At 68.2% G+C, this 26211-nt stretch carries 12 protein-coding genes, 1 tRNA gene and 3 rRNA genes; 1 reads left to right on the plus strand and 15 read right to left on the minus strand.

Annotated features, from left to right (window positions below; all coding sequences use genetic code 11):
* Positions 1–214: 214 nt before the first annotated feature.
* From ABD981_RS36565 to ABD981_RS36605, 9 genes are all read right to left on the minus strand, one after another.
* Entirely contained in the window at positions 215–685 is a 471-nt protein-coding gene (locus ABD981_RS36565; protein WP_046911774.1) for a Dps family protein, read from the minus strand.
* Between the two features lie 214 nt (positions 686–899).
* Positions 900–1283: a helix-turn-helix domain-containing protein gene (locus tag ABD981_RS36570; protein ID WP_046911773.1), complete on the minus strand. Its 384-nt coding sequence runs from the start codon at positions 1281–1283 to the stop codon at positions 900–902.
* Positions 1284–1392: 109 nt separating this feature from the next.
* The gene (locus ABD981_RS36575; protein ID WP_046911772.1) at positions 1393–1926 is read right to left on the minus strand and encodes a CinA family protein; all 534 of its coding nucleotides are present in this window, start codon (positions 1924–1926) and stop codon (positions 1393–1395) included.
* Positions 1923–2600 (minus strand): CDP-diacylglycerol--glycerol-3-phosphate 3-phosphatidyltransferase, encoded by a 678-nt coding sequence (pgsA, locus tag ABD981_RS36580; RefSeq protein WP_046911771.1) that lies wholly within the window; start codon positions 2598–2600, stop codon positions 1923–1925. Before pgsA ends, ABD981_RS36575 begins: the two co-directional genes overlap by 4 nt.
* Positions 2597–4156 carry a 30S ribosomal protein S12 methylthiotransferase RimO gene (rimO, locus tag ABD981_RS36585; protein ID WP_046911770.1) on the minus strand — a complete coding sequence of 520 codons (1560 nt, stop codon included), beginning with the start codon at positions 4154–4156 and terminating at the stop codon, positions 2597–2599. The genes pgsA and rimO overlap by 4 nt, the downstream gene beginning before the upstream one ends.
* A 73-nt stretch (positions 4157–4229) precedes the next feature.
* A complete protein-coding gene (locus ABD981_RS36590; protein WP_046911769.1) occupies positions 4230–5066 on the minus strand; it encodes a RodZ domain-containing protein in 837 nt (278 codons plus the stop codon).
* Between the two features lie 250 nt (positions 5067–5316).
* A complete protein-coding gene (locus ABD981_RS36595) occupies positions 5317–8124 on the minus strand; it encodes a DNA translocase FtsK (protein WP_046911768.1) in 2808 nt (935 codons plus the stop codon).
* A gap of 116 nt (positions 8125–8240) precedes the next feature.
* Positions 8241–8915: a response regulator gene (locus ABD981_RS36600; protein ID WP_046911767.1), complete on the minus strand. Its 675-nt coding sequence runs from the start codon at positions 8913–8915 to the stop codon at positions 8241–8243.
* Positions 8916–9253: 338 nt separating this feature from the next.
* Complete coding sequence (locus tag ABD981_RS36605; RefSeq protein WP_205628311.1) at positions 9254–14722, minus strand: HAMP domain-containing protein; 5469 nt, start codon at positions 14720–14722, stop codon at positions 9254–9256.
* Positions 14723–14994: 272 nt separating this feature from the next.
* On the opposite strand from ABD981_RS36605, the gene ABD981_RS36610 reads away from it, so the two are divergent.
* Positions 14995–17646, plus strand: a complete 2652-nt coding sequence (locus ABD981_RS36610; protein ID WP_046911766.1) for a SpoIIE family protein phosphatase — start codon at positions 14995–14997, stop codon at positions 17644–17646.
* 99 nt (positions 17647–17745) lie between these two features.
* Here ABD981_RS36610 and ABD981_RS36615 read toward each other — a convergent pair.
* The 6 genes from ABD981_RS36615 to dapA all read right to left on the minus strand — a co-directional run bounded on the left by ABD981_RS36615 (position 17746) and on the right by dapA (position 26174).
* A tRNA-Thr gene (locus ABD981_RS36615) sits at positions 17746–17818 on the minus strand.
* A gap of 5 nt (positions 17819–17823) precedes the next feature.
* Positions 17824–17940: ribosomal RNA gene (gene rrf / locus ABD981_RS36620) — 5S ribosomal RNA — on the minus strand.
* Between the two features lie 86 nt (positions 17941–18026).
* Positions 18027–21146, minus strand: a 23S ribosomal RNA gene (locus ABD981_RS36625).
* 285 nt (positions 21147–21431) lie between these two features.
* Positions 21432–22957, minus strand: a 16S ribosomal RNA gene (locus tag ABD981_RS36630).
* The 16S, 23S and 5S rRNA genes sit together here with 1 tRNA gene alongside, the layout of an rRNA operon.
* A 518-nt stretch (positions 22958–23475) precedes the next feature.
* Positions 23476–25161, minus strand: a complete 1686-nt coding sequence (locus ABD981_RS36635) for a ribonuclease J (RefSeq protein ID WP_345530531.1) — start codon at positions 25159–25161, stop codon at positions 23476–23478.
* A gap of 113 nt (positions 25162–25274) precedes the next feature.
* Entirely contained in the window at positions 25275–26174 is a 900-nt protein-coding gene (dapA, locus tag ABD981_RS36640) for a 4-hydroxy-tetrahydrodipicolinate synthase (protein ID WP_345530532.1), read from the minus strand.
* Positions 26175–26211 lie beyond the last annotated feature (37 nt).

Here is a 26211-nt window from a genome sequence, read left to right on the forward strand (position 1 = left end):
AGCCCGACCGCGACCAGCATGAGCGTCACCAGCGGATCCCGTCGCCGTACCATGGCCGCCTCCTCCGGTCGACGCTAGTGCGGCAGGATCACCCGGCGGGAGGGCGCACAAGGGGCAGACCGGGCGCACACCACCCGTATCGCGCCCGCTCCCGCCCCTGTCCGGGCCTCCGCCATCGCCGGGCACGTCGCCAAGCACGTCGCCAGGCACATCGTCAGGCACTCTCCGCCTGGTACATCCAGCTGTGCTTCTCGAGGTCGGCCGTGACCGCGATGAGGATGTCCTGGCTCACCGGGTCCGGGTCACCCGTCGCCTCGATGCGCTCGCGCATCCGCGCCACCACGACGCCCAGCGCGTCCACGAGGATCCGCACGGCGTCCTCGTCCTTGATCCATCCGTCCGGTACGGAACCGATCGCGCTCCCGGACGCCACCGTCGTCGCCCGCCCGTCCGGGTTCACTCCGATCGCGGAGGCACGCTCCGCCACGGTGTCGGAGTGCGTGCGGGCGGTGGTGACGACCTCGTCGAGCTGCAGGTGCACCGAGCGGAACCGGGGGCCGACCACGTTCCAGTGCACCTGCTTGGCCACCAGGGCGAGATCGACCAGATCGACCAGCGCCCCTTGCAGAGCGCCTCCGACCGTCTTGAGGTCGGTCTCCGACAGCGGGCTCTTGACCACGGACATGCTATTTCTCCCAACAGTCGTATATCCCCCACCCTGCACGTCTCGCCCCGATCCGGCATCCCAAACACGGGCACGCACGCCGCCCCGAGCTCCTCCGCGCGCGGAGGAGCTCGGGGCAGGGGGCCAGCCCCGCGAAACAAGAGCGAGCCCCGGTCGGCACCCCCTCACGGGGTGCCGACCGGGGCTCGGTCACGCTCGATCGAGAGCGTCGGCCTCAGGCGGCGACGACGTTCACCGCTTCCGTGGGTGCCTTGATGGTCACCCGCTCGGTGGACACTCCGGTCACCGACGTCACCGACACCGAATTGAGCATCGGGCGGACCGGCGCCGGCACCGGTTCGCTCGCCGCTGCCGACTCGGCCAGTTCGGCCAGCGACAGCTCGTCGCTCACTTCACGCATGAGCTCGGACATCCGTACGTCCAGCGCGTCGCAGATCGCGGAGAGCAGCTCAGAGGAAGCCTCCTTCTGCCCCCGCTCCACCTCGGAGAGATAGCCGAGTGAGACTCGGGCGGACGAGGAGACTTCGCGCAGAGTACGGCCCTGGCGCTGGCGCTGCCGACGCAGCACGTCACCCAACAGGCGACGGAGCAGAATCATCGGTGGCTCCCTCCTCGGACCGCGTAGCCGCATCCTTCACGCCCCACCGTACCGCCTCGCGCCGCGGCCGTGCGGGGAGCGATGTCGTGTTCACTCATGGCTGCAAACATCAATCTCCCCCGTTCTGTTCCGTATCCTGTGCCCGCGCATTTTCCGGGTGTTCTCCGTCGAGCAGCTCCCGGAGCAATTCGAGCACGCTCCGCACGCTCTCTCTACGGATTTCCGCGCGATCGCCGTTCAATCGCAACGAGGCCACCTTCCCCGCCCCGCAGCGCTCCCCCGCGGGCCCGGCGACGGCCACGTAGACCGTCCCCACGGGCTGTCCGTCCTGCGGATCGGGCCCCGCGACACCGGTCGTCGCGATGCCCCAGTCGGCCCCCAGACGGGTCCGCACCCCCGCCGCCATCTGCAGCGCCACCTCCGGATCGACCGCGCCGCGCTCCGCCAGCAGGGTCCCGTCGACGCCGAGCAGCTGCTCCTTGAGCGGCGTCGCGTAGGCCGTGACGGAGCCGCGGAAGGACTTCGAGGCCCCGGGGACCCCGGTCAGCTCCGCGGCCACCAGACCGCCCGTGAGGGACTCCGCGGCGGCCAGCGTGTGGCCTCGTTCCGCGAGCAGCTCCAGCACCCGGGCGGCTTCGTTCATCGTCCGTCCGCCTCCGCGGCGGCCGCCGCGCGCTCCGCCGCGATCCCCCTGCGGCGCAGGACGACGGCCTGCCGTACGTAGTCCAGACCGGTGACGACCGTCAGCACGACGGCCACCGCCATCACCCAGAAGCGCAAGGTGGCGAGTGGACCGGTGAGCATCAGCACGTACATGCCGACCGCCGTGCCCTGCGCGAGGGTCTTCATCTTGCCGCCGCGGCTGGCCGGGATGACCCCGTGCCGGATCACCCAGAAGCGCATCAGGGTGATCCCCAGCTCACGGGCGAGGATCACGCCCGTCACCCACCACGGCAGGTCGCCGAGATAGGACAGGGAGATCAGCCCGGCCGCCATGATCGCCTTGTCGGCGATCGGGTCGGCGATCTTCCCGAAGTCGGTGACCAGGTTGTACGTCCGCGCCAGATGCCCGTCGAAGACGTCGGTGATCATGGCGACGGCGAACGCCGCCCAGGCCCAGGCGCGCCAGGCGGGGTCGTGCCCGCCGTCCTGGAAGAGCAGCACCACGAAGCCTGGCACGAGCACGAGCCGGACCATGGTGAGGATGTTCGCGATGTTCCAGAGGCTGGCCTGGTTGACGGCCGCAGCGCCCAGCTTGCCGCGGGGCGCCGGCGTACCGGACCCGCCCGTCGCGGATGCCGCCGGGACTCCGGTCATCTGCCCGCCTCCTCGGCTCCGGAGGTCTGGGGGGCGCCCAGCAGGTCGCAGCAGTCGGCCACCAGGTCGACGCCCTCGGTGTCGACGACCTTGGCCCTGACCATGCGGCCCGGGGCCAGGTCGAGGCCCTCGGCCGAGTCGGCCGGGAGGAGCACCTGGCCGTCGGTCTCGGGCGCCTGGTGCGCGGCGCGGCCGATCCAGCCGTCCGCCTCCTCGTCGAAGGACTCGACCAGTACCTCCAGGGTCTCGCCGATCCGCTCCTCCGCGCGCTGGGCGGTGAGCTCCTCGGCGAGCCGGGACAGGTGCGCGAGGCGCGCGTCGACCACGTCCTGGTCCAGCTTGTTCTCGTACGTGGCGGCCTCGGTGCCGTCCTCGTCGGAGTAGCCGAAGACGCCGATGGCGTCGAGGCGGGCGTGGGTGACGAAGCGTTCCAGCTCGGCGAAGTCCGCCTCGGTCTCGCCGGGGAAGCCGACGATGAAGTTGGAGCGGGCGCCGGCGGTCGGAGCCTTGGAGCGGATGGTCTCCAGGAGCTCCAGGAAGCGGTCGGTGTCGCCGAAGCGGCGCATCGCCCGCAGCACGTCCGGGGCGCTGTGCTGGAAGGACAGGTCGAAGTACGGGACGACCTTCTCGGTCGAGGTGAGCACGTCGATCAGGCCGGGGCGCATCTCGGCGGGCTGCAGGTAGCTGACCCGGACCCGCTCGATGCCGTCGACGGCGGCCAGCTCGGGCAGCAGGCTCTCCAGCAGCCGGATGTCGCCGAGGTCCTTGCCGTACGAGGTGTTGTTCTCGGAGACCAGCATGACCTCCTTCACACCCTGCTCGGCGAGCCAGCGGGTCTCGTTCAGCACGTCGGAGGGACGGCGCGAGACGAAGGAGCCGCGGAAGGACGGGATGGCGCAGAAGGAGCAGCGCCGGTCGCAGCCGGAGGCGAGCTTCACGGAGGCGACCGGGCTGGTGTCCAGGCGGCGGCGCAGGGGCGCGCGGGGCCCGGAGGCGGGCGCCAGGCCCTCGGGAAGGTCGGTGGGCACGTTCTCCGGGGCGGCGGGCGCCTCGGGCGTCTCAGGCGCCTCGGCGGCCGCGGAGGCCCCGTGGCCGGGCAGGGCCACCGCCGTGGCGGCCTTCTGGCGCTCCACCGGGGACAGCGGCAGCAGGCTGCGCCGGTCACGCGGGGTGTGCGCCTCGACACTGCCACCGCTGAGGATGGTCTGGAGGCGGTTGGAGATGTCGGCGTAGTCGTCGAAGCCGAGCACGCCGTCGGCCTCGGGGAGCGCGTCGGCGAGTTCCTTGCCGTAGCGCTCGGCCATACAGCCGACGGCGACGACGGCCTGGGTGCGGCCGTGGTCCTTCAGATCATTGGCTTCGAGGAGGGCGTCGACGGAGTCCTTCTTGGCGGCTTCGACGAAGCCACAGGTGTTGACGACGGCGACGTCTGCGTCCTCGGCGGATTCGACGAGCTCCCAGCCGTCCGCTGCCAAGCGGCCTGCGAGCTCCTCCGAGTCCACCTCGTTACGGGCGCAGCCGAGAGTGACAAGGGCGACGGTACGGCGTTCGGGCATGGGCTCAAGACTACTTCGTCCCGGCCGTACCTCCGTCGCGCAGGGTTCACCCCCGTCACGCCCGTCACCGGGATCAGCCCGCCTCGGGGTCACCCTTGGTGTAGGACAGGCGCTCGACCTGGCCGGACTCGAAGGTGTCCTGGATCTTCTTGCCGTTGACGTAGAGCTCGATCGGCCCGGCGTTGCCGAGGATGAGGTCGACCCGCTCGTCGTCCTGGAAGGTCTTGGACTCGCCCGCGAGGAGGAGGCCGTCGAAGAGCAGCTTGCCGTCGTGCGCCTTGGCCGAGATCCAGCTCTTGTCGTCCACGGCGGTGAGCTTCACGGTGACCTTGTCCTGCGGGACCGCCGCGATGGCGCTCTCGGAGGGCGCGGGCTTGGGGGCCGCGGGCTTGACCGGCTTGGGCTTGACGCTGGTGCTGGCCTTGGGCGCCGGGGCCGGGCCCTCCGCGACGGCGTTGTTGCCGCGCACGTCGTTCCCGTTGAACATCGTGAAGCCGACGAAGCCGACGACGGCCACGATGGCCGCGACCATGGCGGCGGTCCAGTTGGGGCGCCGCGGCTCGGGGCGGATGCGCTCGGCCTCGAAGAGCGGGGCCGCCGGGGTCGGGGCGGGACGGCCGCCGTGGTCGGCGTCGTACTGCTCGATCAGAGGGGCCGGATCGAGCCCCACGGCGCGCGCGAGCGTACGGATGTGCCCGCGGGCGTAGACGTCGCCGCCGCAGCGCGAGAAGTCCTCCTCCTCGATCGCGTGCACGATCGGGACGCGCACACGGGTGGAGGCGCTGACCTCTTCGACGGTGAGACCGGCGGCGACACGGGCCTGCTGGAGGGCACGACCGATCGAATCCCGGTCATCTGCCGGGAAGTTCCGGTCGTCCTCGGGGGATTCGGGGGAGTTGCCGATGGACACGAGAGCGCCTTTCGAGCGTGTAGCCACCTGCTGGACGTTCAGTCTATGGGTGGTACGAAAGGGTGGGGCAACCGGGCGGGCGTCGTTTGTACGCCATGAGGCTGGGACATCATCCTGTCCCTCCCTCCAACTTGACGTATGCCCAAGGGAAACGGTTGCCCTCGTTCCCTTACGAGTGAGTCTCGGCCCGGTCTCGTTCCGGCACCTCCGCCCGGCGGCCCGCTCGGGTCCTCCCGGGCCGCTCGCGTCCTCAGCCGTCGGACTCCCCGCGGATCACCGCCAGCACCCCGTCCAGCTCGTCCGGCTTGACGAGCACGTCCCGCGCCTTGGACCCCTCGCTCGGTCCGACGATGTTGCGCGACTCCATCAGGTCCATCAGGCGGCCGGCCTTCGCGAAGCCCACCCGCAGCTTGCGCTGGAGCATCGAGGTGGAGCCGAACTGGGTCGAGACGACCAGCTCGGCGGCCTGGCACAGCAGGTCGAGGTCGTCGCCGATTTCCTCGTCGATCTCCTTCTTCTGCTTGGTGCCCACGGTGACGTCGTCCCGGAAGACCGGCGCCATCTGGTCCTTGCAGTGCTGGACGACGGTGGCGACCTCGGCCTCGGTGACGAAGGCGCCCTGCATGCGGGTCGGCTTGTTCGCGCCCATCGGCAGGAACAGGCCGTCGCCCTTGCCGATCAGCTTCTCGGCGCCCGGCTGGTCGAGGATGACCCGGCTGTCGGCGAGCGAGGAGGTGGCGAAGGCGAGCCGGGACGGCACGTTCGCCTTGATCAGGCCGGTGACGACGTCCACGGAGGGCCGCTGGGTGGCGAGCACCAGGTGGATGCCGGCCGCGCGCGCCAGCTGGGTGATGCGGACGATCGCGTCCTCGACGTCCCGGGGGGCGACCATCATCAGGTCGGCGAGCTCGTCGACGATCACCAGGAGGTACGGGTAGGTCTTGAGCTCGCGCTCGCTGCCCGGCGGCAGCTGCACCTTGCCGTCCCGGATCGCCTGGTTGAAGTCGTCGATGTGCCGGAAGCCGAACGCGGCCAGGTCGTCGTAGCGGAGGTCCATCTCGCGCACGACCCACTGGAGGGCCTCGGCGGCCCGCTTCGGGTTGGTGATGATCGGCGTGATCAGGTGCGGGATGCCCTCGTAGGCGGTGAGCTCGACCCGCTTGGGGTCGACGAGCACCATCCGAACGTCCTCCGGGGTCGCTCTTATCATCACCGAGGTGATGAGGCAGTTGATGCACGAGGACTTTCCGGAGCCGGTGGCACCGGCGACCAGGATGTGCGGCATCTTCGCCAGGTTGGCCATCACGTAGCCGCCCTCGACGTCCTTGCCGAGCGCCACCAGCATCGGGTGGTCGTCCTCCGCGGCCTCGGCGAGCCGCAGCACGTCGCCGAGGTTGACCATCTCGCGGTCGGTGTTCGGGATCTCGATGCCGACCGCGGACTTGCCGGGGATCGGCGAGATGATCCGCACGTCCGGGCTGGCCACGGCGTACGCGATGTTCTTGGTGAGCGCGGTGATCTTCTCGACCTTGACCGCGGGGCCGAGCTCCACCTCGTACCGGGTGACCGTCGGCCCCCGGGTGAAGCCGGTGACGGCGGCGTCGACCTTGAACTCGGCGAAGACGTTGGTGAGCGACTCGACGATCAGGTCGTTGGCGGCGCTGCGGGTCTTGCCGGGGCCGCCGCGCTCCAGCAGGTCCATGGACGGCAGGGAGTACGTGATGTCGCCGGAGAGCTGGAGCTGCTCGGCCCGCGCCGGCAGGTCGGTCGGCTCGGGGGCCGGCTTCGTCAGGTCCGGCACTCCCCCGCCGGCCCGTTCCTTGGCCCCCTTGGTCCCGCGCGCGGTCGGCACCGGCGCCGCGGGCGCCTCGGCCTCGGCCGCGGCCGCCGCGACGGCGGCGGCCCGCTCGGCGGTGAGGTCCCGGGTCAGATCGGCGACCAGCGGGGACGGCGGCATGCCGTTGAGGACGGCGCCGTCCAGGGCCGCGGCCGCCGCGGCGGCGACGTCCACGGGGTCGAGCCCGGCGGTGTCGAAGGCGGACGCGGGCGGGGTCCGGCGCCGGCCGCGCCGCTCCAGGGCCGCGGCCTCCGCCCGGTCGGCCCCGTCCGGGTCGTATCCCGGCCCGGCGCCGGGGGCGCGGCGGCGGACCGGCCGCGCGGGCTGCGGGCCCTCCTCGCGCCAGTCGTCGCCGTACGCGTCGTGGGCGGCGTCCTCCTCGGGGTCGTACTCCGGCTCCACGATGCCGAGCCGGGCGCCGAGGGCGCGCAGCCGCTGCGGGATGGCGTTGACCGGGGTGGCGGTGACGACGAGCAGCCCGAAGACCGTGAGCAGCACCAGCATCGGCACCGCCAGGACCTCGCCCATCATGAAGACGAGCGGCTTGGAGGCGGCCCAGCCGATGAGCCCGCCGGCGTCCTGCATGGCCTTGGTGCCGTCGCCCCGGCCGGGCGAGCCGCACGCGATGTGCACCTGCCCGAGCACGCCGATGACGAGCGCCGACAGGCCGATCGCGATCCGCCCGTTGGCCTCGGGCTTCTCCGGGTGGAGGATCAGCCGGACGCCGATCGCGCCGACCAGCAGCGGTACGAGCAGGTCGAGCCGCCCGAAGGCGCCGGTGACCAGCATCTCGACCAGGTCGCCCACGGGGCCGCGCAGATTGGACCAGGTCCCGGCGGCGACGATCAGGGCGACGCCGAGCAGCAGCAGGGCCATGCCGTCCTTGCGGTGGGCCGGGTCCAGGCCCTTGGCACCGCGCCCTATCCCCCGGAACATCGCGCCGACGCCGTGCGCCAGGCCGAGCCAGATCCCGCGCACCAGCCGGTAGAGCCCCCCGGTCGGGGACGGTGCCGGGCGCGGCGCGGGCTTCTTCGCCGCGGTCTTGCGCGCGGGCGCGCGCTTGGCGGGCGCGGCCTTCTTGGCCGGCGCCTTCTTCGCGGGAGGCTTGGCGGGCGCCTTCGCGGGCACCGCTTTCCTCGCGGTGCCGGTCGTACGGCCGGCGCGCGGCTTTGCGGTGCCCGCCGTGCCCTGGGAACCCTTGCCGGACGTACGTGAGGCCATGATGCTGAGGTTACCGGTGTACGCCGCCGGGGAAACAGCTCACCCGTTCGTGTCGCCCTTGCGAGGGCGCGGAACTGACGCCCGCTCACGGCGGGCGTCCGGCGGGTGACGTCGGGTCAGCTCTGCGCGGGCAGGGTGGGCGCGCCGCCCGTGCCCGGCTCCAGCGCGTCGAGGGCCCGGCGGAGCCCGGTGAGCTTGCGCTCCAGGTGGGCGGCGGTGGCGACGGCCGCCGCGTCGGCGGAGTCGTCGTCGAGCTGCTTGGACAGAGCCTCGGCCTGCTCCTCGACCGCGGCGAGGCGGGCGGAGAGCTCGGCGAGGAGCCCCGCGGACTCCTTGGCGTGACCGCCGTGGCCGCCGCCCTCCAGCTGGAGCCGCAGCAGCGCGGCCTGCTCGCGGAGCTGGCAGTTCTTCATGTATAGCTCGACGAAGACGGAGACCTTGGCCCGCAGCACCCACGGGTCGAACGGCTTGGAGATGTAGTCGACCGCGCCGGCCGCGTATCCCCGGAAGGTGTGGTGCGGGCCGTGGTTGATGGCGGTGAGGAAGATGATCGGGATGTCCCGGGTCCGCTCGCGCCGCTTGATGTGCGCCGCCGTCTCGAACCCGTCCATCCCGGGCATCTGAACGTCCAGCAGAATGACCGCGAAGTCGTCGGTCAGCAGCGCCTTGAGCGCTTCCTCCCCGGACGATGCCCGCACCAGCGTCTGATCGAGCGCCGAGAGAATGGCCTCCAGCGCCAGCAGATTCTCCGGCCGGTCATCGACCAGGAGGATCTTGGCCTTCTGCACCATGCCCCGTCCTCCTCGCCCCGGCACTGGTTCGCTCCGGCTCTGCGAGCCGGAGGAAGCACCGGGCGCCGCCCCAGAAGACGACTCCCATGCGCCGTCCGTCCTTGTGCCGGTCATCGTAGCCGCACCCCGCCCGTCGCCACACCCTGTCACCGCATTGTCACTGAGCACGCCTCCGTGCCCGTACGTCGAACGCGGTGGGAGACCAGAAGGTTCCCCGTCCCCGGGCCTCTCACACCCGGACGGCACCGGTCCGCCGGCGGGACGCCGACCGACCGGTGCCGTCAAGGGACCGTCGGGGACCGTCAGGGGCCGTCAGGTGCCTCGGATGCCTCAGGGGCTCAGCGGCCCTCCCCCCGCATCCACTGCTCCATCACCGTCAGGAGGTGGTCCGGGTCGACCGGCTTGGTCACGTAGTCCGAGGCCCCGGACTCGATGGCCTTCTCCCTGTCGCCCTTCATCGCCTTCGCCGTCAGAGCGATGATCGGCAGCCCGGCGAACTGCGGCATCCGCCGGATCGCGGTCGTCGTCGCGTACCCGTCCATCTCCGGCATCATGATGTCCATGAGGACCACCGACACGTCCTCGTGCTGCTCCAGCACCTCGATGCCCTCGCGCCCGTTCTCCGCGTACAGCACCGCGAGACCGTGCTGCTCCAGGACGCTGGTGAGCGCGAAGACGTTGCGGATGTCGTCGTCGACGATCAGCACCTTCTCCCCGGCGAAGCCGAAGGTCCGGCGCGCGGCCGGCTCCGGCCGCTCCTCCGCCTCGGCCGCGCCGGGCTGGACGGTCTCCCCCGGGACGGCCGCCCGCTGCTGTTCGACCGCCTTGCGCCGGTGCCGGAACAGCGCCCCGGACCGGGCCTCGGCCGGCGGCGTCGGCGCGAAGTGCAGCAGTCCGTCGCCGGACTCCCCCGCGGGCGCCTGGAGTCCGGCCGGGTCCGGCTGCTCCTGCCCGTAACCGGAGTGCACCGGCTCGCTCGGGCTCAGCGGCAGGTACAGCGTGAAGGTCGAGCCGCGGCCCGGCTCGCTCGCCGCGTGGATCTCGCCGCCGAGCAGCCGGGCGATCTCCCGGCTGATCGAGAGCCCCAGGCCCGTACCGCCGTACTTGCGGCTGGTGGTGCCGTCGGCCTGCTTGAACGCCTCGAAGATGACCCGCATCTTGCCGGCCGCGATGCCGATGCCGGTGTCCGTCACCGAGAAGGCGATCAGATCGGCGTCCGCGTCGCGCAGCGTCCCCGCCTCCAGGAGCTGCTCCCGGATCGACTGCGGCACGTCCGCGCCCGCCGGACGGATCACCAGCTCCACGGCGCCCGTGTCGGTGAACTTCACCGCGTTGGACAGCAGGTTGCGCAGCACCTGGAGCAGCCGCTGCTCGTCGGTGTGCAGCGTCGCGGGCAGTTCGGGCGAGACCCGCACCGAGAAGTCGAGCCCCTTCTCCGCGGTCAGCGGCCGGAAGGTGGCCTCCACGTAGTCGACGAGCTGCACCAGCGCGATCCGGGTGGGCGAGACGTCCATCTTGCCCGCCTCGACCTTCGACAGGTCCAGGATGTCGTTGATCAGCTGCAGCAGGTCGGAACCGGCCCCGTGGATGGTCTCGGCGAACTCGACCTGCTTCGGCGTCAGGTTGGTGTCCGCGTTGTCGGCGAGCAGCTTGGCCAGGATCAGCAGCGAGTTGAGCGGGGTGCGCAGCTCGTGCGACATGTTGGCCAGGAACTCGGACTTGTACCGCATGGAGACGGCGAGCTGCTCGGCCCGCTCCTCCAGCACCTGCCGGGCCTCCTCGATCTCGGTGTTCTTCACCTCGATGTCCCGGTTCTGACGGGCCAGCAGCTCGGCCTTGTCCTCCAGCTCGGCGTTGGAGTTCTGCAGCTCCTTCTGCCGGTGCTCCAGCTCCGCGGACCGCTCCCGCAGCTGCTCGGTGAGCTCCTGCGACTGCTGGAGCAGCACCTCGGTGCGGGTGTTGACGCTGATCGTGTTGACCGTGGTCGCGATCAGCTCCGCGATCTGGTTGAGGAAGTCCCGCTGGATCTGCGTGAACGGCTGGAAGGAGGCCAGCTCGATCACGCCGAGCACCCGGCCCTCGAACAGCACGGGCAGCACGATCACATGCGCCGGGGCGGCCTCGCCGAGCCCGGACGAGATCTTCAGGTAGCCCGGGGGCACGTTGACCTGGATGGTCCGCTTCTCCTCGGCCGCCGTCCCGATCAGCGTCTCGCCGGGCCGGAACGAGGTGGGCATCGACCCGGCGGAGTAGCCGTAACTGCCGCGCATCCGCAGCTCGTACGAGCCCTCCCCCTCGCCCACCGGTTCCGCGTCGCTGTGCGTCCCGCCGGTCGGCATCGCCACGAAGAAGGCGCCGTGCTGCGCGGAGACCACCGGGGTCAGCTCGCTCATGATGAGCGAGGCCACGTCCTCCAGGTCCCGGCGGCCCTGCATCAGACCGGAGATCCGGGCCAGGTTGCCCTTGAGCCAGTCCTGCTCGTCGTTGGCGAGGGTCGTGTCGCGCAGGTTGGAGATCATCGTGTTGATGTTGTCCTGCAGCGCCTGGATCTCACCGGCCGCGTCCACACCGTCGATCTTGACGTTGAGGTCGCCGCGGGTCACCGCGGTGGCGACGGCCGCGATGGCGCGCACCTGACGGGTCAGGTTCCCGGCCATCTCGTTCACCGACTGGGTCAGGTCCGACCAGGTGCCCTCGACGTCCCGCACCCGGGCCTGACCGCCGAGCTGGCCGTCCGTACCCACCTCGCGGGCCACCCGGGTGACCTCCTCGGCGAAGTTCGACAGCTGGTCGACCATCGTGTTGATGGTGCTCTTCAGCTCCTGGATCTCGCCCCGCGCGTCGATGTCGATCTTCTTGGTGAGATCGCCCTTGGCGATCGCCGTGGTGACGGCGGCGATCTGGCGCACCTGACCGGTCAGGTTGTCGGCCATCGAGTTCACCGACTCGGTCAGGTCCTTCCAGGTGCCCGACACCCCGGGCACCCGCGCCTGGCCGCCCAGTTCGCCCTCCGTGCCCACCTCGCGGGCCACCCGGGTCACCTCGTCGGCGAACGACGACAGCGTCGTCACCATCGTGTTGACGGTGTCGGCGAGCTCGGCGACCTCGCCGCGCGCGTCCACGGTCACCTTCTTGGTCAGGTCGCCGTTGGCGACGGCCGCGGAGACCCGGGAGATGTTCCGCACCTGGCTGGTCAGGTTGTTGGCCATCAGGTTGACGTTGTCGCTCAGGTCCTTCCAGATGCCGGTCACGCCGCGCACCCGGGCCTGGCCGCCGAGGATGCCCTCGGTGCCCACCTCGCGGGCCACCCGGGTCACCTCGTCGGCGAAGTTCGACAGCTGGTCCACCATCGTGTTGACGGTCGTCACCAGCTCCAGGATCTCGCCCTTGGCGTCGACGGTGATCTTCTTCGACAGGTCGCCGCGCGCGACCGCGGTGGTGACCTCGGCGATGTTGCGGACCTGGAAGGTCAGGTTGTTCGCCATGAAGTTCACCGACTGGGTCAGGTCCTTCCAGGTGCCGGAGACCCCCTGCACCTCGGCCTGACCGCCCAGGATGCCCTCCGTACCCACCTCGCGGGCCACCCGGGTCACCTGGTCCGCGAAGCTCGACAGCTGGTCGACCATCGTGTTGAGGGTGTTCTTCAGCTCCAGGATCTCGCCGCGGGCGTCCACGTCGATCTTCTGCGACAGGTCACCGCGCGCCACCGCCGTGGCGACCTGCGCGATGTTGCGCACCTGGGCCGTCAGGTTCCCGGCCATGCCGTTCACCGAGTCCGTCAGGTCCCGCCACACGCCGGCCACGCCCGGCACCTGCGCCTGACCGCCCAGCCGCCCGTCCGTGCCCACCTCGCGGGCCACCCGGGTCACCTGGTCCGCGAAGGCCGAGAGCTGGTCGACCATCGTGTTGATGGTGTTCTTCAGCTCCAGGATCTCGCCGCGGGCATCCACGTCGATCTTCTGCGACAGGTCGCCCCGCGCCACCGCCGTCGTCACCTGGGCGATCTGGCGCACCTGCGAGGTCAGGTTGCCAGCCATGAAGTTCACCGAGTCGGTGAGCTCCCGCCAGCGCCCGGACACGCCGTCCACCCGGGCCTGACCGCCCAGCCGTCCCTCCGTGCCCACGTCCCTGGCCATCCGCGTCACCTGGTCGGCGAAGGAGGACAGCTGCGACACCATCGTGTTGACGGTGTTCTTGAGCTCCAGCATCTCGCCGGCCACGTCCACGGTGACCTTCTGCGACAGATCACCGTTGGCGACCGCCGTCGTCACCTGCGCGATGTCCCGCACCTGACCGGTCAGGTTGCGGAACGCCGTGTTCACCGAATCGGTGAGGTCCTTCCACGTACCGGCCGCGCCCGGCACCTCGGCCTGACCGCCCAGCAGACCCTCGACGCCGACCTCCCGCGCCACCCGGGTCACCTCGGAACCGAACGCCGACAGCTGGTCCACCATCGTGTTGACGGTGTTCTTCAGCTCCAGCATCTCGCCGGCCACGTCCACGGTGACCTTCTGCGACAGATCACCGTTGGCGACCGCCGTCGTCACCTGCGCGATGTCCCGCACCTGCGTGGTGATGTTCCGGAAGACGGTGTTGACCGAGTCGGTCAGGTCCTTCCAGGTGCCCGCCGCGCCCGGCACCTGCGCCTGACCGCCGAGCAGACCCTGCGCGCCCACCTCGCCGGAGACACGGGTCACCTCGTCGGCGAAGGTCCGCAGCGTCTCCGTCATCTGGTTGATGGTGTCCGCGAGCTGCGCGATCTCGCCGCGGGCCGACACCCGTACCTTCTGCGACAGGTCGCCGTTGGCCACCGCGGTGGTGACCTCCGCGATGCCCCTCACCTGATTGGTGAGATTTCCCGCCATCGTGTTGACGGAGTCCGTGAGGTCCTTCCAGACGCCGGCGACCCCGGCCACCTCGGCCTGACCGCCCAGCTCCCCCTCGGTGCCCACCTCGCGGGCCACCCGGGTCACCTCGGACGAGAACGAGGACAGCTGGTCCACCATCCTGTTGACGGTGTTCTTCAGCTCCAGCATCTCGCCGGCCACGTTCGCCGTGACCTTCTGCGACAGATCGCCGTTGGCGACCGCCGTCGTCACCAGCGCGATGTCCCGCACCTGGGCCGTCAGCCGGTTCGCCATCGTGTTGACCGAGTCCGTGAGGTCCTTCCACGAACCGGACATCCCGCGCACCTGCGCCTGACCGCCCAGCTTGCCCTCGGTGCCCACCTCCAGGGCGACCCGGGTCACCTCGTCCGCGAACACGGACAGCTGGTCGACCAGGTTGTTCACCGTACGGGCGACCTTCAGGAACTCCCCGCGCAACGGCCGGGTCGTCCCGTCCGCCCCCTCCGAACGCAGCTCCATCCGCTGCCCCAGATCACCCTCGGCCACCGACGAGAGCACCCGGCCCACCTCGGAGACCGGCCGCGCCAACTCGTCCACCAGCGCGTTCGCGGCCTCCACGGCAGCCGCCCACGCCCCCTCGCCGGCCCCCGTCTCCAGCCGCTCCGACAGCTTGCCCTCACGGCCCACCACCCGGCGGACCCGCGACAGCTCACCCGTCAGATGCGTCTGCCGGTCCGCGAGCTCGTTGAAGACGGCGGAGATCTCCGCCATCACCCCGTCGCCGGAGACCGGCAGCCGCTTGCGGAAGTTCCCGTCCCGCATCGACGCCAGCGCCGCGAGCAGCCTCTGCAGAGCCGCCGCGTCCACCTGCACCGTGCCACCGCCACGGGAACGCCCCCCACCGGAGGCCCCCCACGCCCGCGAACCGCCTCCGCGCCGCGCCGTCGTGCCAGACTCCACCGTGTCCCTCCCGAAGGGGTCGACCATGCCGCTCGGTCTCTCGCTACCAGCCTGCCCAGTGTTTCACCGTGTGCGAACCAGGCCATAACAGTTCGGCAGCTTCGCACAGCGTCCCCACGTCCGAGGGACGGAAACAGCGGCGACCGGCATCCGCTGGGACAGCGAAGGTAAGTAACCTGGCATGCGGCTGTCCACCCGCCCCGGTCCGCCCGGCGGGGGGTCGGTGCGGACGGCCGGAAAGAAGCACGGGCAGCGGGAGGGGCAGACCGACCATGGCGGAGCCGGGTGTCGAGACGCGTACGAGGAGTTCAGTGATCACCGCGCGGGCGGCTGCCAGTTTCGATCCCGTAGGGAGGTCCGTCGCGTCCGCCCGGGCCTTCGTACGGGACACCCTCCAGGGCTGGGGGTACGCCGAGGTCGTCGACGACGCCGTCGTCCTCACCAGCGAACTCGTCACCAACGCCGTCATCCACGCCGGCACCGCCGCCGACGTCCTGTGCCTGCGCGCCGACGACGGCGTCCGCATCGAGGTGGCCGACCGCTACCCCGAGCGCGAGATCCCCGTCCAGCAGGGCCGGTCCATGACCGGGCCCGACCGCGAGAACGGCCGCGGACTGCTGCTGTGCGCCGCCCTCGCCACCCGCTGGGGCGTCGAGTACAGCCCCACCCGCAAACACGTCTGGTTCCACCTGGACCTGCCCGAGCGGCCCGTCGGCACCCGCTCCGCCGGCCCCGTGCTGCCCGATCCGCTGCTCCCGGTCACCGAGAGCCGGGTCCGCGTCGCCGTCGTCCAGATCGACCGCGGCGGCGCCATCGCCGCCTGGAACGAGGACGCCGAGGAACTCTTCGGCTACGGCTCCGAGCAGGTCACCGGCAAGCCCCTCGGCGACCTGGCCGCCTGGCCCCACACCCCCGGCATCGGCACCGGCCTCGCCGAGGCCCTGCGCTTCTCCCGCTGGGAGGGCAGCTACGGCATCCGCTGCGCCGACGGCCGCGTCATCCCCGTCTACGCCTCCCACCTGCGCGTCCGCGACGCCCAGGGCGAGCCCTCCACGGTCTGCCTCCTCGTCCGCGAGTACGAGCGCGCCGTCCTCCAGACCCCCCAGCGCCCCGCCGCCTCCGAGACCGGGCCCGAGAGCCGCACCGCGACCGACCCGTTCGAGGTCTTCATCGGCTCCCCCGCCCCCGACGACCTCGACGGCCTGCTCCAGCGCACAGTCGAACGCGCCCGCGACATGCTCGACGGGGACTCCGCCTTCCTCCTCCTCGCCACCGACGACGAGACCGAACTGGAGGTACGGGCCACCACGGGCCTGCCCTCCGCCCGCCAGCGCTTCGCCCGCGTCCCCGTGGAGACCGGCGCCAGCCGCTACGGCTCCGCCCGCATGCCCGCCGTCCACGAGGACCTGGCCGCCGTCCCCGGCGCCGTGCCGCTCCTCGAAGGCACCGGCATGCGCTCGGTCGTCACGGTCCCCCTCAAGGTCGAGGGCCGCCTCACCGGCTCCCTCGGCGTCGCCGCCGAAGGCGCCAACCGCTACTCCAACGAGGAGGCCCTGCGCCTCCAGTTCGCCGCCGACCGGATCGCACTCGCCGTCGAGTCCGCCCGACTCGGCGAGCTCGAACGCCTCCGCCGCGGCTCCCTCAGCTTCCTCGTCGAGGCCTCCGACCTCCTGGCCGGCACCCTCGACCGGGACCAGACCCTGGCCCTGATGGCCCAGATGACGGTCCCGACCCTGGCCACCTGGTGCGCCGTCTACACCATCGCGGACCAGGCCTCCGACCCCTACCTCTCCTATGTGCTGCACGAGGACGAGGACCTCATCGACGGCCTGAAGGCCCTGCTCTCCTCGATCTCCCCGCCCGACCCGGTGACGACGCCCGGCGCCCGGGTGTGGACCGCCCCCGGCGACGCCGCCCACCGCGCGGCGCTCAGCGCCTCGATGCGCGAACTCGACGGCCCCGCGGGCCCGGTGTCCTCCGGCATCCACACGGCCCTCGCGACCGCCACGGCCGTCGGCGGCGAGACCGTGGTCCTGCCGCTCGTGGCCCGCAACCGCGTCATCGGCATGCTGACCCTCGGCAAGCCCTCGGACGACCACTTCCGCCAGGAGATCCTGGAACTCGCCGAGGACCTCTCCCGCCGGGCCGCCCTGGCCCTGGACAACGCCCGCCTGTACTCGGAGCGCACGGCCATCAGCCGCTCCCTCCAGCGCAGCCTGCTGCCGCCCGGTCTCCCCGAGATCCCCGGCGTCGAGGTCGACGTCATCTACCGCGCGGCCGGCGAGGGCAACGAGGTCGGCGGCGACTTCTACGACCTCTTCCCGATCCGCGACGGCGCGTACGGCTTCGCCATCGGCGACGTGTGCGGTACGGGCCCGGAGGCCGCCGCCGTGACCGGTCTGGCCCGGCACGCCCTGCGCCTGCTGGCCCGCGAGGGCTTCGGCGGCCCGGCCGTCCTGGAGCGCCTCAACGCGGCGATCCTCGACGAGGGCGCCCGCAGCCGCTTCCTCACGCTCCTGTACGGCGAGATGCGCCCCCAGGAGGACGGCTCGGCGGTCCTGAAGGTCGTGTGCGCCGGCCACCCGCTGCCGCTCCGCCTCAGCCAGGACGGCCGAGTGCGCCCCGCGGCGGACCCGCAGCCCCTCCTCGGCGTCATGGAGGACCTGGAGCTCTACGAGCAGACGGTCACCCTGGACCCGGGCGACGTCCTCCTGTGCGTCACGGACGGCGTCACCGAACGCCGCGAGGGCACCCGCATGCTGGGCGACGACGGCCTCACCGAGGTCCTCAGGTCCTGTACGGGCCTGACGGCCGGCGCGGTCGCCTCCCGGGTGCTGCGGGCGGTCGAGCGCTTCGCCCAGGAGCCGGCCTCGGACGACATGGCCATCCTGGCCCTCCGCATCCCGGAGCCGCACAACCGCTGACCCGACACGAGAAGGGCCCCGCCAGGGGCCCTTCTTCTCTTCTCCCGGATCCCGGGAACGCAAAAAGGCCCCCGCCTGATGGCGGGGGCCTTTTCTCTGAGCCCTTTAACGGAATCGAACCGTTGACCTTCTCCTTACCATGGAGACGCTCTGCCGACTGAGCTAAAAGGGCGGGGTGTTCGGCGGCGTCCTACTCTCCCACAGGGTCCCCCCTGCAGTACCATCGGCGCTGAAAGGCTTAGCTTCCGGGTTCGGAATGTAACCGGGCGTTTCCCTAACGCTATGACCACCGAAACACTATGAAGTTGAACTCAAGCCGCACCCCCCACAGGAGGGGCGAGTTCGTTACTTCAGAACTAACACAGTGGACGCGAGCAACTGAGGACAAGCCCTCGGCCTATTAGTACCGGTCAGCTCCACCCATTACTGGGCTTCCACATCCGGCCTATCAACCCAGTCGTCTACTGGGAGCCTTACCCTCTCAAGGAGGTGGGAATACTCATCTCGAAGCAGGCTTCCCGCTTAGATGCTTTCAGCGGTTATCCCTCCCGAACGTAGCCAACCAGCCATGCCCTTGGCAGGACAACTGGCACACCAGAGGTTCGTCCGTCCCGGTCCTCTCGTACTAGGGACAGCCCTTCTCAATATTCCTACGCGCACAGCGGATAGGGACCGAACTGTCTCACGACGTTCTAAACCCAGCTCGCGTACCGCTTTAATGGGCGAACAGCCCAACCCTTGGGACCGACTCCAGCCCCAGGATGCGACGAGCCGACATCGAGGTGCCAAACCATCCCGTCGATATGGACTCTTGGGGAAGATCAGCCTGTTATCCCCGGGGTACCTTTTATCCGTTGAGCGACGGCGCTTCCACAAGCCACCGCCGGATCACTAGTCCCGACTTTCGTCCCTGCTCGACCCGTCGGTCTCACAGTCAAGCTCCCTTGTGCACTTACACTCAACACCTGATTGCCAACCAGGCTGAGGGAACCTTTGGGCGCCTCCGTTACCCTTTGGGAGGCAACCGCCCCAGTTAAACTACCCATCAGACACTGTCCCTGATCCGGATCACGGACCGAGGTTAGACATCCAGCACGACCAGAGTGGTATTTCAACGGCGACTCCACCATGACTGGCGTCACGGCTTCAAAGTCTCCCACCTATCCTACACAAGCCGAACCGAACACCAATATCAAACTGTAGTAAAGGTCCCGGGGTCTTTCCGTCCTGCTGCGCGAAACGAGCATCTTTACTCGTAGTGCAATTTCACCGGGCCTATGGTTGAGACAGTCGAGAAGTCGTTACGCCATTCGTGCAGGTCGGAACTTACCCGACAAGGAATTTCGCTACCTTAGGATGGTTATAGTTACCACCGCCGTTTACTGGCGCTTAAGTTCTCAGCTTCGCCCTGTCGAAACAGAGCTAACCGGTCCCCTTAACGTTCCAGCACCGGGCAGGCGTCAGTCCGTATACATCGCCTTACGGCTTCGCACGGACCTGTGTTTTTAGTAAACAGTCGCTTCTCGCTGGTCTCTGCGGCCACCCCCAGCTCACGGAGTAAATCCGATCACCAGTGATGGCCCCCCTTCTCCCGAAGTTACGGGGGCATTTTGCCGAGTTCCTTAACCATAGTTCACCCGAACGCCTCGGTATTCTCTACCTGACCACCTGAGTCGGTTTAGGGTACGGGCCGCCATGAAACTCGCTAGAGGCTTTTCTCGACAGCATAGGATCATCCACTTCACCACAATCGGCTCGGCATCAGGTCTCAGCCTTAATGTGTGACGGATTTGCCTATCACACGGCCTACACCCTTACCCCGGGACAACCACCGCCCGGGCTGGACTACCTTCCTGCGTCACCCCATCGCTTACCTACTACCACCTTGGGTCAGCGGCTCCACCACTCCCCTTTGCCCGAAGGCTCCGGGGCGGCTTCACGGCCTTAGCATTAATGGGCTCGATATTGGGCGTTTCAAAGCGGGTACCGGAATATCAACCGGTTGTCCATCGACTACGCCTGTCGGCCTCGCCTTAGGTCCCGACTTACCCTGGGCAGATCAGCTTGACCCAGGAACCCTTAGTCAATCGGCGCACACGTTTCTCACGTGTGTATCGCTACTCATGCCTGCATTCTCACTCGTGAACCGTCCACAACTCGCTTCCGCGGCTGCTTCACCCGGCACACGACGCTCCCCTACCCATCACAGCACCCGTTGGGGCTTATTGCTGCAATGACACGACTTCGGCGGTACGCTTGAGCCCCGCTACATTGTCGGCGCGGAATCACTTGACCAGTGAGCTATTACGCACTCTTTCAAGGGTGGCTGCTTCTAAGCCAACCTCCTGGTTGTCTCTGCGACTCCACATCCTTTCCCACTTAGCGTACGCTTAGGGGCCTTAGTCGATGCTCTGGGCTGTTTCCCTCTCGACCATGGAGCTTATCCCCCACAGTCTCACTGCCGTGCTCTCACTTACCGGCATTCGGAGTTTGGCTAAGGTCAGTAACCCGGTAGGGCCCATCGCCTATCCAGTGCTCTACCTCCGGCAAGAAACACACGACGCTGCACCTAAATGCATTTCGGGGAGAACCAGCTATCACGGAGTTTGATTGGCCTTTCACCCCTAACCACAGGTCATCCCCCAGGTTTTCAACCCTGGTGGGTTCGGTCCTCCACGAAGTCTTACCTCCGCTTCAACCTGCCCATGGCTAGATCACTCCGCTTCGGGTCTTGAGCGTGCTACTGAATCGCCCTATTCGGACTCGCTTTCGCTACGGCTTCCCCACACGGGTTAACCTCGCAACACACCGCAAACTCGCAGGCTCATTCTTCAAAAGGCACGCAGTCACGAGACATAGCAAGCTATGTCCGACGCTCCCACGGCTTGTAGGCACACGGTTTCAGGTACTATTTCACTCCGCTCCCGCGGTACTTTTCACCATTCCCTCACGGTACTATCCGCTATCGGTCACCAGGGAATATTTAGGCTTAGCGGGTGGTCCCGCCAGATTCACACGGGATTTCTCGGGCCCCGTGCTACTTGGGTGTCTCTTAAACGAGCCGCATGAATTTCAGCTACGGGGGTCTTACCCTCTACGCCGGACCTTTCGCATGTCCTTCGCCTATCCATACGGTTTCTGACTCGTCTCACAGCCGGCAGACTGTGAAAAAGAGATCCCACAACCCCGCATGCGCAACCCCTGCCGGGTCTCACACGCATACGGTTTGGCCTCATCCGGTTTCGCTCGCCACTACTCCCGGAATCACGGTTGTTTTCTCTTCCTGAGGGTACTGAGATGTTTCACTTCCCCTCGTTCCCTCCACATGCCCTATGTGTTCAGGCATGGGTGACAGCCCATGACGACTGCCGGGTTTCCCCATTCGGAAACCCCCGGATCAAAGCCTGGTTGACGGCTCCCCGGGGACTATCGTGGCCTCCCACGTCCTTCATCGGTTCCTGGTGCCAAGGCATCCACCGTGCGCCCTTAAAAACTTGGCCACAGATGCTCGCGTCCACTGTGTAGTTCTCAAGCAACGACCAGCCACCCATCACCCCACCACAGAAGCGGTGAGTTCACTGGGGCCGGCATCGCGAAGGTTCGACCAACCGGCCGTACCCTCAGATACCCAACAACGTGCCAAGCACGATCCGTTGAAATCTCGTCACGTTCCACGCCGAAGCAGTACTGGTGAAGGATCCTCAAGATCGTGCCAACTAATCAACGTTCCACCCATGAGCTGACCGTGCAGAACGTTTGCCTGCAATCGGTACTGTGCTCCTTAGAAAGGAGGTGATCCAGCCGCACCTTCCGGTACGGCTACCTTGTTACGACTTCGTCCCAATCGCCAGTCCCACCTTCGACAGCTCCCTCCCACAAGGGGTTGGGCCACCGGCTTCGGGTGTTACCGACTTTCGTGACGTGACGGGCGGTGTGTACAAGGCCCGGGAACGTATTCACCGCAGCAATGCTGATCTGCGATTACTAGCAACTCCGACTTCATGGGGTCGAGTTGCAGACCCCAATCCGAACTGAGACCGGCTTTTTGAGATTCGCTCCGCCTCGCGGCATCGCAGCTCTTTGTACCGGCCATTGTAGCACGTGTGCAGCCCAAGACATAAGGGGCATGATGACTTGACGTCGTCCCCACCTTCCTCCGAGTTGACCCCGGCGGTCTCCTGTGAGTCCCCATCACCCCGAAGGGCATGCTGGCAACACAGGACAAGGGTTGCGCTCGTTGCGGGACTTAACCCAACATCTCACGACACGAGCTGACGACAGCCATGCACCACCTGTATACCGACCACAAGGGGGGCACTATCTCTAATGCTTTCCGGTATATGTCAAGCCTTGGTAAGGTTCTTCGCGTTGCGTCGAATTAAGCCACATGCTCCGCTGCTTGTGCGGGCCCCCGTCAATTCCTTTGAGTTTTAGCCTTGCGGCCGTACTCCCCAGGCGGGGAACTTAATGCGTTAGCTGCGGCACCGACGACGTGGAATGTCGCCAACACCTAGTTCCCAACGTTTACGGCGTGGACTACCAGGGTATCTAATCCTGTTCGCTCCCCACGCTTTCGCTCCTCAGCGTCAGTAATGGCCCAGAGATCCGCCTTCGCCACCGGTGTTCCTCCTGATATCTGCGCATTTCACCGCTACACCAGGAATTCCGATCTCCCCTACCACACTCTAGCCTGCCCGTATCGGATGCAGACCCGGGGTTAAGCCCCGGGCTTTCACACCCGACGTGACAAGCCGCCTACGAGCTCTTTACGCCCAATAATTCCGGACAACGCTTGCGCCCTACGTATTACCGCGGCTGCTGGCACGTAGTTAGCCGGCGCTTCTTCTGCAGGTACCGTCACTTTCGCTTCTTCCCTGCTGAAAGAGGTTTACAACCCGAAGGCCGTCATCCCTCACGCGGCGTCGCTGCATCAGGCTTTCGCCCATTGTGCAATATTCCCCACTGCTGCCTCCCGTAGGAGTCTGGGCCGTGTCTCAGTCCCAGTGTGGCCGGTCGCCCTCTCAGGCCGGCTACCCGTCGTCGCCTTGGTGAGCCGTTACCTCACCAACAAGCTGATAGGCCGCGGGCTCATCCTTCACCGCCGGAGCTTTCCACCCGCCGAGATGCCTCGGCAGGTCGTATCCGGTATTAGACCCCGTTTCCAGGGCTTGTCCCAGAGTGAAGGGCAGATTGCCCACGTGTTACTCACCCGTTCGCCACTAATCCACCCCGAAGGGCTTCATCGTTCGACTTGCATGTGTTAAGCACGCCGCCAGCGTTCGTCCTGAGCCAGGATCAAACTCTCCGTGAATGTTTGCCGGTAATCCGGCTAGACACTCGCGTTGAGCGGGACAGACAAGCCGGAATAGGGCCTGCTGTCCACAGCGTCCTCGCTGTGTGCCACCCCGGAGGGTGGACTTTTTCAAAGGAACCTCGACCATCCGAAGATGGACGGGGTATCAACTAATCTGGCGTTGATTTTTGGCACGCTGTTGAGTTCTCAAGGTGCGGACGCTTCCTTTGTACTTACCCTCTCGGGCTTTCCTCCGGGCGCTTCCTTCGTCCTTGCGTTTCCGACTCTATCAGATCTTTCCGATCCGATTTCCTCGGTGCTTTCCGGTCCCGAATTTGTTTTTCTCGGGGCCTTCCGGCGCGTTCCGACTTTATCAGAAGTTCTGAGCCGGTTTTCCCGCCTCCCGGTTTCCGTACCGGCGCACTGCGGCGCTCGGCGGTTCCCGTTCTGGCGGAGCCGTAAACGTACTGGAGCGGGGCGCCCCGATGCAAATCGAGGCGCCCCGCTCCTGGTACGTCCTGGTCCGTGCCGGTCCGTCAGACCTCCACGACCACCGGGAGGATCATCGGACGGCGGCGGTAGGTGTCCGACACCCACTTGCCGACCGTGCGGCGGATCAGCTGCTGGAGCTGGTGGGGCTCGAGCACGCCGTCCTGGGCGGACTTGTTCAGGGCCTGGTCGACCTTGGGGAGCACCGCGTCGAAGGCGGAGTCCTCGATGCCGGAGCCCCGGGCGTGGATGTTCGGGCCGCTGACGATCTTGCCGGTCGAGGAGTCCACGACCACGAAGACCGAGATGATGCCCTCCTCGCCGAGGATGCGGCGGTCCTTCAGGGAGGACTCGGTGACGTCGCCGACCGAGAGGCCGTCGACGTACACGTAGCCCGCCTGGACCTTGCCGGTGATCCGGGCGCGGCCGTCGACCAGGTCGACGACGACGCCGTCCTCGGCGATGACGATGTGGTCCTTGGGGACACCCGTCATGGCGCCGAGCTCGGCGTTGGCGCGCAGGTGGCGCCACTCGCCGTGGACCGGCATCAGGTTCTTCGGCTTGCAGATGTTGTAGAAGTACAGCAGCTCGCCGGCCGAGGCGTGGCCCGAGACGTGGACCTTGGCGTTGCCCTTGTGGACGACGTTGGCGCCCCAGCGGGTCAGGCCGTTGATCACGCGGTAGACCGCGTTCTCGTTGCCCGGGATCAGGGACGAGGCCAGGATGACCGTGTCGCCGGGGACGATCCGGATCTGGTGGTCGCGGTTGGCCATCCGGGACAGGGCGGCCATCGGCTCGCCCTGGGAACCCGTACAGACCAGCACGACCTCGTCGTCCGGCAGGTCGTCCAGCGTCTTCACGTCCACGACCAGACCGGCGGGGACCTTCAGGTAGCCCAGGTCACGGGCGATGCCCATGTTGCGGACCATGGAGCGGCCGACGAAGGCGACCCTGCGGCCGTACTCGTGGGCGGCGTCCAGGATCTGCTGGATGCGGTGCACGTGGCTGGCGAAGCTGGCCACGATGATGCGCTTCTGGGCGTTGGCGAAGACGTTGCGCAGGACGTTGGAGATGTCGCGCTCGTGTGCCGTGAAGCCCGGGACCTCGGCGTTCGTCGAGTCCGTGAGCAGGAGGTCGATGCCCTCCTCGCTCAGGCGCGCGAAGGCGTGCAGGTCCGTGAGGCGGTTGTCCAGCGGCAGCTGGTCCATCTTGAAGTCGCCGGTGTGGACGACCATGCCCGCGGGGGTGCGGATGGCGACGGCCAGCGCGTCGGGGATGGAGTGGTTGACGGCGATGAACTCGCAGTCGAAGGGGCCGAGCCGCTCGCGGTCGCCTTCGGCCACCTCGAGGGTGTACGGGCGGATCCGGTGCTCCTGGAGCTTGGCCTCGATGAGGGCCAGGGTCAGCTTGGAGCCGATGAGCGGGATGTCCTGCTTCATGCGGAGCAGGTACGGCACGCCACCGATGTGGTCCTCGTGGCCGTGCGTCAGGACGATGCCCTCGATGTCGTCGAGGCGGTCCTGGATGGTGGTGAAATCGGGCAGGATCAGGTCGACGCCCGGCTGCTCCTCCTCGGGGAAGAGGACGCCGCAGTCGACGATCAGCAGACGGCCGTCGAACTCGAAGACCGTCATGTTCCGGCCGATCTCACCCAGCCCACCGAGCGGGGTGACGCGCAGGCCGCCCTTGGGCAGCTTCGGCGGGGTGCCGAGTTCGGGATGCGGATGGCTCAAAGTCTCTCCTCACCACACGCGCCACGTGCCGGCTCGGGCACGTGGCGCGCATGACATTCGTGCACTTGCTGTGTGTTTTTTCAGTTACGTCTCTTCAGTTGTGAAGTCGTGTCTCAGAGCTCTACCCCGCCGGCGGCGAGGTCCAGCCTGAGCTGGGCGGTCTCCTCGTCGCTCAGCTCCACGAGCGGGAGCCGCAGGGGGCCGGACGGGAGGCCCTGGAGGGCGAGGGCGGCCTTGGTGGTGATGACGCCCTGGGTGCGGAACATGCCGGTGAAGACCGGGAGCAGCCGTTGGTGGATCTCGGTGGCCTTCTGGACGTCGCCGGCCAGGTGGGCCTCCAGGAGGGCGCGGAGTTCCGGGGTGACCACGTGGCCGACCACGGAGACGAAGCCGCAGGCGCCCACGGAGAGCAGCGGAAGGTTGAGCATGTCGTCGCCGGAGTACCAGGCGAGGCCGCTGCGTGCGATGGCCCAGCTGGCGCGGCCGAGGTCGCCCTTGGCGTCCTTGTTGGCGACGATCCGGGGGTGCTCGGCGAGCCGGACGATCGTCTCGGTGTCGATCGGGACGCCGCTGCGGCCGGGGATGTCGTAGAGCATCACCGGGAGCTCGGTGGCGTCGGCGATGGCCGAGAAGTGCCGGTACAGGCCCTCCTGCGGGGGCTTGTTGTAGTACGGCGTGACGGCGAGCAGGCCGTGCGCGCCGTCACGCTCGGCGGCGCGGGCGAGCTCCAGCGTGTGGTGGGTGTCGTTGGTGCCGATGCCGGCGACCACGTGGGCGCGGTCGCCGACCGCCTCCAGTACGGCTCGTACGAGCTGCGATTTCTCCGCGTCGGTGGTGGTGGGGGACTCGCCGGTGGTGCCGTTGACGACCAGGCCGTCGTTGCCTGCGTCCACGAGGTGGGAGGCGAGTCGCTGGGCGCCGTCGAGGTCGAGTGCGCCGTCCGCCGTGAAGGGCGTGACCATGGCGGTGAGGACCCGCCCGAAGGGGGTCTGCGGAGTGGAGATCGGAGCCATGGGTAACACGCTACTCGCTGCTCAGCGCCGGGTGTCC

The organism is Streptomyces showdoensis (genome assembly GCF_039535475.1).
In the GTDB taxonomy this organism is placed as follows: Bacteria; Actinomycetota; Actinomycetes; order Streptomycetales; family Streptomycetaceae; genus Streptomyces; species Streptomyces showdoensis.